The sequence below is a fragment of the Methylotenera sp. G11 genome (assembly GCF_000799735.1).
In the GTDB taxonomy this organism is placed as follows: domain Bacteria; phylum Pseudomonadota; class Gammaproteobacteria; order Burkholderiales; family Methylophilaceae; genus Methylotenera.
Window position 1 is genome coordinate 2,461,551 of the sequence record NZ_JUHH01000001.1, and the last position, 14,363, is coordinate 2,475,913.

13 protein-coding genes are annotated in these 14,363 nt (G+C 52.8%); 5 read left to right on the forward strand and 8 right to left on the reverse strand.

The window, feature by feature from the left end; all coding sequences use genetic code 11:
• Window positions 1–37 precede the first annotated feature (37 nt).
• Window positions 38–1,111 carry a CgeB family protein gene (locus tag GQ51_RS11545; RefSeq protein ID WP_047554215.1) on the forward strand — a complete coding sequence of 358 codons (1,074 nt, stop codon included), beginning with the start codon at window positions 38–40 and terminating at the stop codon, window positions 1,109–1,111.
• Window positions 1,112–1,160: 49 nt separating this feature from the next.
• Here the strand turns inward: GQ51_RS11545 and GQ51_RS11550 are convergent, their stop codons facing one another.
• The 7 genes from GQ51_RS11550 to hrcA form a co-directional block, all read right to left on the reverse strand.
• The gene (locus GQ51_RS11550; protein WP_052177826.1) at window positions 1,161–2,708 is read right to left on the reverse strand and encodes a hypothetical protein; all 1,548 of its coding nucleotides are present in this window, start codon (window positions 2,706–2,708) and stop codon (window positions 1,161–1,163) included.
• Window positions 2,709–2,738: 30 nt separating this feature from the next.
• Window positions 2,739–3,752 (reverse strand): lipopolysaccharide heptosyltransferase II, encoded by a 1,014-nt coding sequence (waaF, locus tag GQ51_RS11555; protein WP_047553165.1) that lies wholly within the window; start codon window positions 3,750–3,752, stop codon window positions 2,739–2,741.
• 14 nt (window positions 3,753–3,766) lie between these two features.
• Window positions 3,767–5,224 carry a D-glycero-beta-D-manno-heptose-7-phosphate kinase gene (gene rfaE1 / locus GQ51_RS11560; protein WP_047553168.1) on the reverse strand — a complete coding sequence of 486 codons (1,458 nt, stop codon included), beginning with the start codon at window positions 5,222–5,224 and terminating at the stop codon, window positions 3,767–3,769.
• Between the two features lie 6 nt (window positions 5,225–5,230).
• The gene (locus GQ51_RS11565) at window positions 5,231–5,791 is read right to left on the reverse strand and encodes a D-sedoheptulose 7-phosphate isomerase (RefSeq protein ID WP_047553171.1); all 561 of its coding nucleotides are present in this window, start codon (window positions 5,789–5,791) and stop codon (window positions 5,231–5,233) included.
• A complete protein-coding gene (rfaD, locus tag GQ51_RS11570) occupies window positions 5,791–6,780 on the reverse strand; it encodes an ADP-glyceromanno-heptose 6-epimerase (protein WP_047553174.1) in 990 nt (329 codons plus the stop codon). Before rfaD ends, GQ51_RS11565 begins: the two co-directional genes overlap by 1 nt.
• A 94-nt stretch (window positions 6,781–6,874) precedes the next feature.
• Window positions 6,875–7,984, reverse strand: a complete 1,110-nt coding sequence (gene hemH / locus GQ51_RS11575; RefSeq protein WP_047553177.1) for a ferrochelatase — start codon at window positions 7,982–7,984, stop codon at window positions 6,875–6,877.
• A 25-nt stretch (window positions 7,985–8,009) separates the two neighbouring features.
• On the reverse strand, window positions 8,010–9,026 hold the full coding sequence (gene hrcA / locus GQ51_RS11580) for a heat-inducible transcriptional repressor HrcA (protein WP_047553180.1): 1,017 nt from the start codon (window positions 9,024–9,026) through the stop codon (window positions 8,010–8,012).
• A gap of 253 nt (window positions 9,027–9,279) precedes the next feature.
• On the opposite strand from hrcA, the gene GQ51_RS11585 reads away from it, so the two are divergent.
• Window positions 9,280–10,149 (forward strand): NAD kinase, encoded by an 870-nt coding sequence (locus GQ51_RS11585; RefSeq protein ID WP_268746832.1) that lies wholly within the window; start codon window positions 9,280–9,282, stop codon window positions 10,147–10,149.
• A 4-nt stretch (window positions 10,150–10,153) separates the two neighbouring features.
• Window positions 10,154–11,809, forward strand: a complete 1,656-nt coding sequence (gene recN, locus GQ51_RS11590) for a DNA repair protein RecN (protein WP_047553191.1) — start codon at window positions 10,154–10,156, stop codon at window positions 11,807–11,809.
• Between the two features lie 57 nt (window positions 11,810–11,866).
• Here recN and fur read toward each other — a convergent pair whose 3' ends face one another.
• Complete coding sequence (fur, locus tag GQ51_RS11595; protein ID WP_047553193.1) at window positions 11,867–12,295, reverse strand: ferric iron uptake transcriptional regulator; 429 nt, start codon at window positions 12,293–12,295, stop codon at window positions 11,867–11,869.
• 105 nt (window positions 12,296–12,400) lie between these two features.
• Here fur and bamE point away from each other — a divergent pair, with 105 nt between their 5' ends.
• Together bamE and dapB are read left to right on the forward strand one after the other, a co-directional pair.
• On the forward strand, window positions 12,401–13,354 hold the full coding sequence (gene bamE, locus GQ51_RS11600) for an outer membrane protein assembly factor BamE (protein ID WP_047553195.1): 954 nt from the start codon (window positions 12,401–12,403) through the stop codon (window positions 13,352–13,354).
• Window positions 13,355–13,530: 176 nt separating this feature from the next.
• Complete coding sequence (gene dapB, locus GQ51_RS11605; protein ID WP_047553198.1) at window positions 13,531–14,340, forward strand: 4-hydroxy-tetrahydrodipicolinate reductase; 810 nt, start codon at window positions 13,531–13,533, stop codon at window positions 14,338–14,340.
• The last annotated feature ends 23 nt before the right edge of the window (window positions 14,341–14,363 follow it).

Sequence of the window (14,363 nt, forward strand, 5' to 3'; positions counted from 1 at the left end):
CCGAAGTTATGCTGGAAATATTGGCTTGTTAATGGATATGAATAATAAAAAACTGTTGATTCTTGATGGCTTGTCTGAACTGGCACTGGCACAGGATTTTTACCGGGGCTGCCTGCAGGCGCAGATTGATGCGGAGTATTGTGACCTGGAGTCACTGCCTAGAAGGAGGCTTTACTTTGTATCGAAGTTTATCGGTAAATTAAAAAGCATATTTTCACGGCGCAACGCCATTAATTTCGCAAAACTCGCCAGGACTGATGCGAATGCTGTCAAACAAGTCATCATGGCCAGTTCACCTACCCATATCCTGGTGTTCCGGTATGCCTATAGATTCATCAAACCGCAGGTGCTGCAAAGCTATGCCCGTGCTTTAAACTGCAAGATATATCTTTACGACACCGATAGCTGCAACCTTTTTCCGGACCAGAATGCGTTTGTTTATTTTATCGAAAATGAACTGGTGATCTATGACGGGATATTTTCGTTTTCAAAAGTAGCCACGGATTTCTTTACAAAAACAAGAAACCTGCCTGCAACTTATTTCCCTTACGGCAGCAACCCGGTTGCAAGGAGGCATAGCCGGATTCAAACTCAGCCTATCGATGTCCTGTTTGTGGGCAAGGCCAGTTTCAGGCGTATCTTCCTGCTTGAGCATATAAAAGATAAAGTTACCATATACGGCAATCGCTGGCATAAGAATTCCCCTGTGATTTCACCGGAATTGCAGGGGCGGATCGTCAACAGGACGGTATGGGGCGATGACCTGACGGATCTGATGTTACAGTCCAAAATCATTTTGAATATCACGAACAGCAATTTCTATTCCGTAGAAACCGGGCTGAACCTAAGGGTGTTCGAAGTGCTTGCTGCTGGCGGTTTCCTGCTTACCGATCATTATGAGGAGGTTGCCGGGCTATTTGAAATCGGCAAGGAAATCGAGACTTATTCATCGGCCAGTGAGTTGAAAGAGAAAATAGAGTACTACCTGAGCCATGAAGAAGAAAGAATGAAAATTGCGGCGGCAGGCCAGAAGAAATTTTATGCGCTATATACCTGGGAACAGCGTGCTAAGGATTTTGCTGCAAAAATAGGGATTGCAGCCCAGCCATAGATGGCGGCCGCTTGCCAGGCGTCAGCGGCATTTTCACTTAGCGGCCTTTTCACTTGGCGGCCTTGCTGTCGGCAGTTTTGCGGTATATCACGATTGATTTTTTAGACTTGATTCCATTAAAACGTTTTACTTCTTTAAACTGCGGAAGCCTGTCAGCAATCACTTTTTCACGCTCCGGATGCTTTGCCGAGTGGCTGATCAGCAGGAACTCGTAATTCTGGATGTTATTGCTATCCATTTCACGCTTAACCGTTTTCCAGCTCATGCCATTGCTGCGGACAAAGGCAGTCCCCATGTAGTATCGAATGCGTGATTCGTCGGAAAATACCGGCCTGTTTCCTGTGTTGTTGGCCTTAACCCAAGCAGCAGCTTCCTGCATGTAGTTATAGCCTTCCGGTTTGGGGAGAACATTCTTGATCAAACCCAGCAGCATCAATGCAACTAGCACCATCGCCAGCCATTTGAACCTGGATGTTTTCGCCGGGTCATGGTGCTTGATGAGGCTGGAGAGCTGGAATGCGGCTAATACCATCAGGATGAAGGCAAGCCCGACAGCATACCGGCTTGATAAAACAAAAACCTTTGTAATGATCAATGCCATATTGGCCAGGCTGATCAGTGCTGCATAGCAGAGCGCGGAGTAAGCTCTTGATTCGAGCAGGGTGTTTCTGTTTTTAACCGTGAACAGCGCCATGATCAAGTTAATGAAACCTGCTGCGGAGATGGTTTTTGCCGCGATCACATACAGGAATGTGAGCAATAGACCCTGAACGGCAAATTCACTCAGGTATTTGCCCAGCACTTCATCCGACATGATGGCCGCTTTAGTAAAAAGCTTATGTGTCAGTTCGTCGTAGAGATTCAGCGTAAATACTTCCTGCAAACGGCCAAAACTCCTGATTGACAGCTCGCCATGCAATGCGATAGCCAGGATCAAGGCCAGTGCAAGCAAGATGCTAAGCGCGTGGCTGGCAAGGAAATAGCGGATACGCTCTTTAACGGTGAAGCTGTGGCTGAACAGGAACAATGCAGGCAACAGGATCAGGTAGGTAATTGCCTCTATCCTGAAGAGCGTGGCGATAATTGCACATAGCTGCCATAGCATGGCATCGCGCAGGCGCAAGTGCTGATAAAAACGTATGAAAAATACCAGCCCCGTCAGGTAAAAGGCCCAGAAGCCTTCATCGCGCATCAGCATTTCCAGCACATCGCCGACAATATATTGCGAGCTGAATAATATCAGCGCACCTGCCAGCATTGTGAGCTGCCTGCCGCCGGCCAGACGTATGATCTGGGTAAAGCTGAATGCGCTTATCCCGAAAAACAGTACATTCAGCCATTGCGCAGAGACCTGTATGCCTAGCCCGCTGACTTTATGGACAGCTGCGATCAATGCGGGGTATAGCGGCCAGTTCCATACTTGCAGCGCCTCTTTCCATTGTCCCGCCGCAATAAGCCGTGCAGATTCGAAATACAGTACGCTATCCGGGTTGATCCAGCCGTGCTGGATGTATTGTATTTGCGCAGCCAGCAGCATCGCCAGCACGACAATTATGGTGTGCAGTTTGCTGATCGGGCTATTTTCGATTGTATTCATGAAAGATTGCATATATGGGGCTGTGTCCTGCTATCCAATATTCAGGTGGGATGAGACTGCGGCAGGCGTGATCTGCTTCAGGCAGTTCAGGTGGCCTAACGGGCACTCGCGCTTGAAGCAGGGGCTGCAATTGAGGCCCAGGTATTCCACGACTGCAGCCGGATGCATAGGTGGCGTATGGTGAGGGTCTGAGGAACCGTATATGGCGACCAGTTTTTTATCGAGTGCCGCCGCCACATGCATCAGGCCGGAATCGTTACTGATGACCGTATCGCACAGCGACATCAGATCGATGGCTTCACCGAGATTGGTCTTGCCGCCCCAGTCCTGGCAGCGACCGCGCACTAGATCGTTGATCGTTGCGGTGACGGGGATGTCTTTGTCTGAACCGAACAGCCAGACCTGCCAGCCATGATTGAGCGCCTTGTTTGCCACTTCTGCGTAATACTCGGCAGGCCAGCGTTTGGCTTCGCCATATTCTGCCCCCGGGCATAAGCCAAGTACTTTCTGTGCAGGCTGTGTCATGCCGTGTTTTTCCAGAACGCGCAGTGCATTAGCGTGGTCGGCGACCAGTTTCGGGTTGGCAATCTGCGGCAATGCCTGCGTGTGGTGATCCATGCCCAGCGCGACAAACCGATCAACCGTGCGTGGCAGCCTGGATTTGTCCAGCGGGCGGATATCATTCAGCAAACCACGGCGGCATTCACCCAGGAAGCCGGTGCGCCGGGCTATGCCTGCAGCGAATGGCAGGATGGCGGATTTCAGTGAATTAACGAGCAGTATCGTTTGTGTATAGCCACTGGTTCTCAGGCTGCGGCCAAACCTGATGCGATCGAGCAGCGCCAGCTGGCCATGTTTGAAGGGCAATGCAATCGCCTGGCTGACTTCGGGCATGCGCGCCAGTAGCGGCAGCGTCCATGCCGGTGCGGCAACATCAATCACGGTGTCCGGGTGCTGTGCTTTCAGCGATTGAAACAGGCTGTGCGCCAGTACCATGTCGCCCACCCAGGAAGGACCGATAATCAGGATTTTTTTAGCCGGCATGCGCGTTAGCTAATTTAACCGTTCATTTTCTTGATGATGTTGCTGGTGCTGCGTCCGGCAACGAGGTCGATCAGCGCAATTTCACCGCCCCAGGATTCCACTTCGCGGCCGCCCACCACCTGGTCTGCCGTGTAATCGCTACCTTTGGCGATCACATCCGGTTTTAGCGCATTGATCAGGTTCAATGGGGTGTCTTCATCAAACAGGATAACGGCATCTACGGATTCAAGCGCGGCGATGACGCGGGCGCGGTCGTTTTCGTTGACGACAGGGCGGGTCGGGCCTTTCAGCGCACTGACCGAGCGATCCGTGTTCAAGCCCAGAATCAGGCGGTCGCCGCGTTTTCTTGCCGCTTCTAGATAGGTGACATGGCCTGCGTGCAGCAGGTCAAAACAGCCGTTGGTGAACACGATCCTTTGCTTGTTTTTTCGCCAGGCGGCTACCTTTTGCTGGAGCTGGGGCAGGTCGCACACCTTGTGCGCCTGCTCCGAAGACTGCTCACTGGTCAAGGCTTCGATCAGATCGTCTCGCGTAATCGGCACAGTGCCGACTTTGCCAACCACTACGCCGGCGGCCACATTGGCGAGCTGCAGGCTTTCCAGCGGGCTCAGGCCATGCATCAGGCCGGCGGCAAGGGTGGCAATGACGGTGTCGCCGGCACCGGACACATCGAATACCTGTTTGGCGGTCGCCGGCAGCAGATGTACATGCCGGTCTATCAGCGAGATGCCTTCATCACCGCGGGTGACCACAAAGAACTGCAGGTCGAGCTGGTCCTTAAGCGCCGCGGCCTTATCAATCAGGTCCGGATCATGGATGGTGGTGGCACAGGCTTCTGCGGCCTCTTTCTTATTGGGTGTGAGCGCAGTGGCGTGACTGTACTTGCTGTAATCATGCCCTTTCGGGTCAACCAGTACTGGAATCCGCAGCGCATTGCACTGTGAAATGACCTGGCGGCATACGTCATGGCCGAGCAAGCCTTTTGCGTAATCCGACAGGATCACGATCGCCGGCTTCAGTGCCAGCTGCTGCCGGATTATTTCGAGTAATTGTGTATTTTCAGCGGCGGTAAAGCTTGCATTGCTTTCCTGATCCAGCCGCATCATTTGCTGATGGCCGCTTAAAATACGGGTTTTTGCAATGGTCGGTCGTTGCTGCGAGTGCATCATGCCCTGGTGGTCAATCCCGGTTTTTGCGATCAGGTCAATCAGTATGGTGGCTTCGCCATCATCGCCCACGCAGCCTACGATATGCGTCTTGATGCCTAAAAGCGCGAGGTTGGCGGCCACGTTTGCTGCGCCGCCGGCTCGGTCATGCTGCGTTTTCAGCAATACGACCGGCACGGGTGCTTCAGGCGAAATGCGGCTGACGTCGCCGATCAGGTAGCGATCCAGCATGACGTCACCGATGACCAGTACATGCTGTTCAAGATTGCCGAAATGTTTGGTGGTGTCGAGTAGTTGATGTTGCATAGATAATCAGGATTCTAAGATTTCACAAAGCGAATGCCCGATAAAGATATGTGCTTCCTGAATACGCGCGGTCACGCCGGAAGGCACGACGATGTTGTAATTGCACAGTGCGCTGAGTTTGCCGCCGGTGCCGCCGGTCAGGCCCACTGTGGTTGCGCCTATGTCCCTGGCGGCCTCGATCGCGCGCACGACGTTTGCGCTATTGCCGCTGGTGGTAATGCCGATGACCATGTCTTCCGGACGGCACAGGGCTTCGACCTGGCGCGCAAAAATATAGTCGTAGCCGTAGTCGTTGCCTACCGAAGTCAGGATCGACGTGTCTGTAGTAAGCGCGATGGCCGGCAGGCCTTTGCGTTCTTTTTTAAAGCGGCCGACAATCTCGGCCGCGATATGCTGGCTGTCAGCGGCACTGCCGCCGTTGCCCATGAGCAGAATCTTGCCGCCGTTCCTGATCGTGTCCTGTATGGCAATGCCAACATCACTAATTAGCGGGAATAAAGGTTCCAGTGCATTGAACATCGCCATGTGCGCGCTGTGTTCGCCTTTTAAATATTCAACATATTTCATCAGCAGTATTTATCCTCTTTGATCAGGTAGTTTTGCACATAGTCACGCACGCCGTCTTCCAGGCTGTGGAATGGCTGCCGGTAGCCGATGCCCGCGAGCTTGCTCATGGTGGCTTCTGTAAAGTACTGGTACTTGCCTTGCAGGTCCTGCGGCATATCAATGAACGTAATATGCGGTTCACGCGCCATGCCGGTCATGACTGCGGTTGCCAGATCCTTGAAGCTGCGGGCTTTGCCGGTACCGATGTTGTAGATGCCGTTCGGTGCCGGTTTATTGCCGGCCGCTGATTCGAGAAAGAAACTGACCACGGATGCCGCATCTTTTACATAAACGAAATCACGCATCTGCATGCCGTCTTCCACACCGGCCCTGGTGCCTTTGAACAGTTTCATGGTGCCGGTCTCGCTGAACTGCCTGAAGGTATGGAACGCCACACTTGCCATGCGCTCTTTATGATATTCATTCGGGCCGTAAACATTGAAAAATTTGAAGCCCGCCCAGCTTGGCGGCACAGGCAGGTTGTTGCGCACCTGGCGCAGCGCCCACTGGTCAAAAAAGTGTTTTGAGTAACCGTACCCATTGAGCGGGCGCAGGTTGTCGATGCTGGCATCGTCATAACCCTGGCTGCCGTCGCCGTATGTGGCGGCCGAGCTGGCATAGAAAAACGGTACTTTGTTGTCCGCGCACCAGTTCCACAGGTTTTGTGAATACTGGATGTTGGTTGTGACCAGTTTGTTGAAGTCACGTTCAGTGGTTGCGCTGATTGCGCCCATATGGATGATGGCTTCAATATCGTTACGCCCTTGCAGCCAGTCCATCAGTTGGTCTTTGTCCAGGTAGTGCGCGTAATGACGGTGAGCAAGGTTCTGCCATTGCTCTTCGTGCGTAATGCGGTCAACGATCACGATATCGTCACGGTTGAGCCTAGTGTTGAGATGCCAGGCGATGATAGAGCCTATCATGCCTGCGCCGCCGGTAATCACTATCATTTAATGCAGCCTAAAAACATTGTTTCATGCCGACAGGTCAATCATACCTATCGGCATTGAAACTTGTTGTGGAATAAGTATGAAAGTATAACCTTTATTGGCTGGCACCTAAACTCTGTGCCCTTAATTTTGTCATTTCTGCGTCTTTCCTTGCCTGTGCGCCATCCCATTCCGTATTTGCCCAGCCGTGCAGGTTTTCGAGCGCGATGGCGGTCATGGCATGAATCCATGCATCATTTTCGTTCAGCGCCGGGATATAGTGATACGCACCGCCGCCATTGCCCTGGAATATGTGTCTGCCTTCGATCGCGATCTCTTCCAGCGTTTCCAGGCAGTCGCTGGAGAAGCCGGGGCAGATCACATCAATGCGTTCTGTCTTTGCTGTTCCGAGCTCTTCCAGCGTGCCGGCCAGATAGGGTTTCAGCCATTCCTGTTTGCCGAAACGTGACTGGAACGCGACGATATATTCATCTTTCTTGAGTTCCAGCGCTTCTGCCAGCAGGCGCGCTGTTTTATGGCACTCGCAATGGTAAGGGTCGCCATTCAGCAGGTGGGCTTTGGGTACGCCATGAAAGCTCATGACCAGTTTGCCGGGTTTTCCGCCGTTAATACGCCAGTGTTCACGTACACTCTGTTCCAGTGCTGCAATGTAGGCCGGGTGGTCGTGATAATGCCTGATGGTGCGAATCGCGGGCATGTTGCGTGTTTTAAGCAGTGCGCGCCAGGCGGCATCCAAAGCACTCGCCGTGCTGGATGCCGCATATTGTGGATAAAGCGGAAATAACAGGATACGGTCGCAATGCTGGGCTTTCAGTTTTTCAATCGCAGACGCCATGGATGGATTGCCGTAGCTCATGCCCAACTCTACTGCAAACGGTGATTTTATTTTCTGGCCGAGAAAGCCGCGCAGCAATGTTGCCTGTTTTTGCGCATGCACCAGTAGCGGGGAGCCTTCTTTTGTCCATATGCTGGCATATTTTTCGGCAGACTTCTTTGGCCTGACCACTAAAATAATGCAGTTCAGGATCAGCCACCAGACCAGGCGCGGGATTTCCACAATGCGGCGGTCGCTCAGGAACTGGCGCAGGTAAGGGCGCAATGCCCTGGCAGTGGGCGCATCTGGCGTACCCAGGTTGGCGAGCAGGATGCCGACTTTCAGTTGATTGCCATGTTCGTACTTAGGTTCAGGGTTGTAATAAGCCATAACTGCGGGTTTGGTTTCCGGTAAATTAATTGGTCGATAATGCGTTTGACAGCAGTTTGGCGGTGATATCCACGATCGGGATCACGCGTTCATATGCCATGCGTGTCGGTCCGATCACCCCCAGCGTGCCTACGACCTGTCCGTCCGCTTCGTAAGGGGCGGTGACCATGCTGCATTCATCCAGTGGCAGGTAGTGGCTTTCGCCGCCGATGAATATCTGTATGCCGGCAGCCTGTTTGCTGCTGTCCAGTAACTGCATCAGTTGAGTACGACGCTCGAACAGCTCAAAAAGTTTGCGCAAACTTGCAACGTTTGAAGATAAATCATCCGCCTGCAACAGGTTGCGTTCGCCTGCAATCACAACATTTTCTTTTCCGGCGCTGTTGACCTTGTCGCTCATTTCAAGTGCCGCAGCCATCAGGCGGTTGATATCGGATTGCATTTTGAGCAGCTCTTCGTGCAGTTTCTGGTGAGCTTCGTCGAAAGTGCATCCGGCAAAATGATGGTTGAAATAATTGGTGGCCTGTATGAGGTCAGAAGCGCTATACGGTTTATCAGCCATGATGATGCGGTTCTGAACGTTGCCGTCGGTCGTTACGATAATCACCAGAATACGCTTTTCACTCAGGGGCAGGAATTCCAGGTGTTTGAATGTCGTGGTCTGCCGTTTCGGAATCATGACCACCCCGGCAAACTGGGAAAGCTGGGAGAGCATGTCGGCCGCGCTGTTGATGAGTTCCTGTGGGTCGGGTGAGGAAAGCTCATGTTTTATAAGCTGGATTTCCTTGGATTGCAGCGGCTTTATCGTGAGCAGTGAGTCTACAAAGAAACGGTAGCCTTTTTGTGTAGGGATGCGTCCGGCCGATGTGTGCGGGCTGGCAATGAAACCGATGCGCTCAAGGTCGCTCATGACGTTGCGGATAGTCGCAGGGCTGACATCAAGCCCCGAGTGCTGCAATAGCGTGCGGGAACCGATAGGCTGACCATCACTGATGTAATGTTCAACCAGGGTTTTAAGTAAAATCTGCGCGCGTTTATCCATAGTTAGCCTTCACGCGCAAATTATCGGTTAGTTCCGGCGAATAGGCAATGCCATATCGTGTTTACAGCAAGAGTCTGTTTTTGAAAAAACCTGCACAGATCCTGTGCCAGCCAGGGTGTTTCGTTGGTTTTTTTGCACAAAACCGGGTTGTTTCCGGTTTGTTGCCGCTTTCATCATGCCCGGTGGCGGCTTTTGCAAACATAAGGCTCAAACTCGCTTTGCCAAGATTTGCGGACTATGTTTTAATTCATCCGTGCATACTAAATTCAAAAAAATAGCGCTTATTGGCAAATACATGAACAAATCGGCTCTGCAGTTAATGCAGAATGATTTGTCGGATTTGGCGCAATATCTGGCGGCTAAAAACATAGAAGTGTGGGTTGAGGAAAATACGGCTCAGCACACACAGCTTTCCCAATATAAAACACTCTCGATACAGGAGATTGGCAAAACGGCTGATCTCGCGATTGTCATGGGCGGTGACGGCACCATGCTTACTGTCGCGCGCAGCCTGATTGAAGACGACGTGCCGCTGATAGGCGTCAATCGCGGGCGCTTTGGTTTTCTGACGGATTTGCGTGCCGAAGACATGCTGGCTGAAATCGACCGTATCGTTGCCGGCAACTACATCAGGGAGCCACGTATGCTGCTTTCCACGCAGGTGGTGCGGCAGAACCAGGTCATACACAGCAGTTACGCATTAAATGATGTGGTCATTAAAAGCGGCCTGCGCCTGATCGAACTGGAAGTTGAAATCGATGGCCAGTTTGTTTACAAGCAGCGCAGTGACGGGCTCATTTTAAGCACCCCGACGGGAACGACAGCCTATGCCTTATCCGCCGGCGGCCCTATTCTGCACCCTAACCTGGAAGCGATCTCCCTGGTGCCGATCTGTCCGCACACGCTCAGTAACCGGCCGATAGCGGTGAACAGCAACAGCCGGATAGAAGTGACCCTGGTGCAGTTCAATGAGGCGCAGCTGAGCATGGATGGCCAGTCCCAGGAAACGCTGGAGGTTGGCGATAAGATCATCGTGCAGCGCTCCGAGCGCAATATCTTTCTGCTCCATCCCAGCGATTACTGTTATTTCGATATGCTGCGCAACAAACTGAATTGGGGGTAGGGTGATGCTGCAAAGCCTGTCTATCCGTGATTTTGTGATTGTCAGCAAACTTGACCTGGAGTTCCAGCCCGGGTTTACCGTGCTTACCGGCGAGACCGGCGCAGGCAAGTCCATCCTGATTGATGCCTTGTCGCTGGCACTGGGGGCCAGGGGTGAAGGCGGCGTTACGCGTGTCGGCTGCGACAAAGCGGAAATCAGTGTGATGTTCGATATTGTGCGGCACACCGAAGTCCGTGCATGGCTGCAGCAGTCGGAACTGGAAGGTGATTCCGGTGAACTTGTGCTGCGCCGGGTGGTGTATGCGGATGGGCGTTCACGCGCTTTTATCAATGGTACGCCGGTCACGGTACAGCAGCTTAAGGATATTGGGGAAATGCTGGTGGATATTTACAGCCAGAATGCCCATCACTCCCTGCTCAAGCTGGCAACGCAGCGCCAGATCCTGGATGAGTTCGGCGGGCTGGCGGCGGTGGCGGGTGAGGTTGCGGTGAAATACAGGCATTGGCACCATCTGCATGAGCTGCGCTTGTCCCTGGAAAAAAATGCAGCCGCCTATGCGGATGAGCTGGCCGGTCTGCGCGACGATACCCGTGAGCTATCGCAGCTGGCTTTTGTTGCCGCCGAGTGGGATGAATTGCAGCAGGAGCACACGCGCTTGTCCAACGGTGCGGAACTCATCAAGAACGGAGAGGCTTGTCTTGAGCTTTTAAGCGAAGGCGACTTGTCGGCCTTGAGCCAGTTGGCGCACATACAGCATAAACTGCAAACGATGCATGAATATGATGCCAGCCTGACCGAAGCATTGGAGACGCTGGATTCGGGCATGATCCAATTGCAGGAGGCCAGCCGTTCCATCAGCCGTTATGTTCAGCATGTGGATCTGGATCCATCACGCCTGAATGAGGTGGAGGCCCGCATTCAGGCCATCCATGCGGCTGCACGCAAATATCGCGTTGCCGTGGAAGACCTGCCGGATCTGCTGCTGACATTCCAGGCGCGCATGGCTGAGCTGGCCGAGGTGGAGGACAGCAAGGCACTGGCGGAGCAGGAGGCTCAGGCGTTCAGCGAATATACGCAGCTTGCTGAAAAACTAAGTGCCGGCAGAAAGCGTGCCGCAGCGACGCTGCACGAAAAGATCACTGCCGAGATGCAGCGCCTTTCATTAAGCGGCGGTAAATTCGTGGTGGAATTGTCGCCGCAGCCGCCGGGGGCTAACGGCCTGGAACAGGTTGAATTTATGGTGGCGGGCCATGCCGGCGTGTTGCCGCGACCGCTCAATAAAGTGGCGTCAGGCGGTGAGCTGTCGCGCATCAGCCTCGCCATTCGCGTGGTGACTGCGCAGCAGGGCGGCGTGCCGACGATGATATTTGATGAGGTCGATGTGGGCATAGGCGGTGGCGTAGCCGAAGTGGTCGGCAACCTGCTGAAGCAGCTGGGTGTCGAGCGCCAGGTGCTTGTGATTACGCATTTGCCGCAAGTCGCGGCGCTTGGGCAGCATCATTTGCGTGTCAGCAAAGCCCTGGTGAATGAACAGACGCTGAGCAATATCGAGCAGCTGGATGATGGGCAGCGCATCGAAGAAATCGCCCGCATGCTTGGCGGCCTGGAAATTACGGACACCACGCGCAAACATGCGACGGAGATGCTGGGGTTTGCCTGAGGCCGCTTGTGTCAGGCTCAGCCTGGTGATGTGAAGGGTCAGGCCTGAACTTCGGATTCAGCTGGCTTTTTTGTCGCAGGGGGATTTTGAGCAGTCTGCATAAATATAGAGTGAATGCTCACGTATATTAAAGCCTCTTTCTTTGGCAATCGCTTGCTGGCGCTTCTCGATCTGGTCATCACAGAACTCTTCAACATGGCCGCATTGCAGGCAGACGATATGGTCGTGATGGCCGCTTTCGTTTAATTCAAATACGGCTTTGCCGCTTTCAAAGTGGTGGCGTACCAGCAGGCCGGCCTGTTCAAACTGCGTCAGCACACGGTAAACCGTTGCCAGTCCGACATCTTCATCCGAAGTAATCAGGATTTTATAAACGTCTTCGGCAGACAGGTGGCGTTCTTTGCTATTCTCAAACAGTTCCAGAATTTTAAGCCTGGGCAGCGTGGCTTTGAGTCCGGCGTTTTTTAAGTCTTTTTGGTCATGCATACTTTGGTTGCTCACAGATTTACAATCTTATCGATTTGTAATCTCAATGTTTTGGGTTGGCGGTCAACGTGTTATATTAACGCTAATTCAAACTAAAGTCATAATATGCGTTATATATTCATCTTGCTGTCGTTCCTGTGTGTGTCATGCGGTACAGCGTTGCCTTCAATAAAACCATACAAGTTGGATGTGCAGCAGGGTAATGTTGTGACATCTAAAATGCTGCTGCAGTTGCGGCCGGGCATGACTAAATCCCAGGTGCGTTTTATTATGGGCACGCCGCTTATCCAGGATAGCTTCCATGGCAATCGCTGGGATTACGTTTACCAGATGCGTGAAGGAGGCAAACTCAAAGAGCAGCGTCAGGTGGTTATGATTTTTGAAAATGAATTACTGAAATCGGTGCGCGGTGACGTGATTCCGGCCGGCAGTGATCAATCCAAAGCCAATGAGGCAGAAGCTCCTACAGGGACACGTGTCATTACTCCGATCAAGAAACCGGAAGAAAAAGGGCTTTTAAATAAACTCAAATTCTGGGAAAAAGACGAAGCCGAACTGGCAAAAGAGGCCGCAGAAAAAGAAGCTGCAGCTAAAGCCAAGCTGGAGGCGGAAGAGGCTGCCAAGGCTGCTGCAAAACAACCTCAGCAGACACCTGCCGTCGTAGATGAGCCAAAATCCTTGCTGGCTGTGCCGATGGAGGTGCCGGCTGCACCCGATAGCCCGGCGGTTGCCGCCCCTGCGACTGAAATGCCAGTACCTGCCAGCCCTGCGGCAGAAGTGCAGCCTGCTGCTGCGCCGGTGCAAATGAATGCGGCTGAGCCTGTAGCCCCAGCGCCAAGTGCGACTGCCCCGGAAGAGCCCCCTGTTAAATCGCAGGCTTACGATTCGTCATCAGGCATGCGTTTCGACAGGAAGTTGCAATCAGAAACTGAAGAAGCTGCGCCTGCACCGGCTCCGCAGCCGCGAGCCGGCAATAAAACCATCCCGGCACCTAAAGAGCTGCCGGATGAAAGCAGCCCAAGTTATTTTGACCGCATGCTGGAGCAGATCGGCTTCTGATGCTGAACCGGTCAGCCGAGCGCTTGTTATAAGCCGTGCCGGCTGAGCTGCCATAGAGCCGATGATGGTTTTAAACGCACAGGGTCATTAAAGTTTATTAATTTTTTTAATTTCATCAGTTCTTATTTCAATCAGTTTTTAATTCAAAAGTACAGAAAGTTACAGGTTTCAGAAATATGGTCAGTCCATTAAAAGTCGTTATTGCCGGATGTTCTGGCCGCATGGGGCATGCTTTGCTGGAGTCGGTGTTTGCGGATGCCGAGCTGATTCTTCATGGGGCATTGGACCGTGCTGAAAACCCTTGCCTGGGTCGCGATGCCGGTGAGCAGTTCGGCAAGCTGTCTGGCGTTAAAGTGACTTCGGATGTTGAAGCGGCATTGAATGGCGCTGATGTATTGGTTGATTTTACGCGACCGGAAGCCAGCATGCAGTATATGGAAGCATGCCAGAAGGCCAATGTGGGCATGATCATCGGCACCACAGGTTTTTCTGCAGAACAGAAAGCGGCCATCGAAACGGCTGCTAAGAATATCCCTATCGTTTTTGCCCCCAATATGAGTGTCGGCGTGACCTTGCTGATCAATCTGGTGCAGTCAGCTGCCAAAGTGCTCAGCGAAGGCTATGACATTGAAATTATCGAGGCACATCACCGTCATAAAGTGGATGCACCATCCGGTACAGCACTGCGTCTTGGTGAGGCGGCTGCCAGTGCGTTGGGGCGTGATCTTGGGCAGTGCGCTGTCTATGGCCGCGAAGGCGTCACCGGCGAGCGTGACCCCAGTACGATAGGTTTTGCTACCGTGCGCGGCGGTGATGTGGTGGGTGACCATACCGTGTTGTTTGCGGGGATCGGTGAGCGTGTGGAGCTTACCCACAAAGCCAGCAGCCGTGCCACCTTTGCAATAGGCGCATTACGCGCTGCCAAGTTCCTGACCGGAAAAAATGCCGGCCTTTATGATATGCAGGACGTGTTAAGTTTAAGGTAAGCATGTATCGGTAGCGTGTCTTT

Coding starts and splice junctions, on each gene's coding strand:
- GQ51_RS11545 (WP_047554215.1), top strand. CDS start 38: ATGAATAATAAAAAACTGTTGATTCTTGATGGCTTGTCTGAACTGGCA.
- GQ51_RS11550 (WP_052177826.1), bottom strand. CDS start 2,708: ATGAATACAATCGAAAATAGCCCGATCAGCAAACTGCACACCATAATT.
- waaF (WP_047553165.1), bottom strand. CDS start 3,752: ATGCCGGCTAAAAAAATCCTGATTATCGGTCCTTCCTGGGTGGGCGAC.
- rfaE1 (WP_047553168.1), bottom strand. CDS start 5,224: ATGCAACATCAACTACTCGACACCACCAAACATTTCGGCAATCTTGAA.
- GQ51_RS11565 (WP_047553171.1), bottom strand. CDS start 5,791: ATGAAATATGTTGAATATTTAAAAGGCGAACACAGCGCGCACATGGCG.
- rfaD (WP_047553174.1), bottom strand. CDS start 6,780: ATGATAGTGATTACCGGCGGCGCAGGCATGATAGGCTCTATCATCGCC.
- hemH (WP_047553177.1), bottom strand. CDS start 7,984: ATGGCTTATTACAACCCTGAACCTAAGTACGAACATGGCAATCAACTG.
- hrcA (WP_047553180.1), bottom strand. CDS start 9,026: ATGGATAAACGCGCGCAGATTTTACTTAAAACCCTGGTTGAACATTAC.
- recN (WP_047553191.1), top strand. CDS start 10,154: ATGCTGCAAAGCCTGTCTATCCGTGATTTTGTGATTGTCAGCAAACTT.
- fur (WP_047553193.1), bottom strand. CDS start 12,295: ATGCATGACCAAAAAGACTTAAAAAACGCCGGACTCAAAGCCACGCTG.
- bamE (WP_047553195.1), top strand. CDS start 12,401: ATGCGTTATATATTCATCTTGCTGTCGTTCCTGTGTGTGTCATGCGGT.
- dapB (WP_047553198.1), top strand. CDS start 13,531: ATGGTCAGTCCATTAAAAGTCGTTATTGCCGGATGTTCTGGCCGCATG.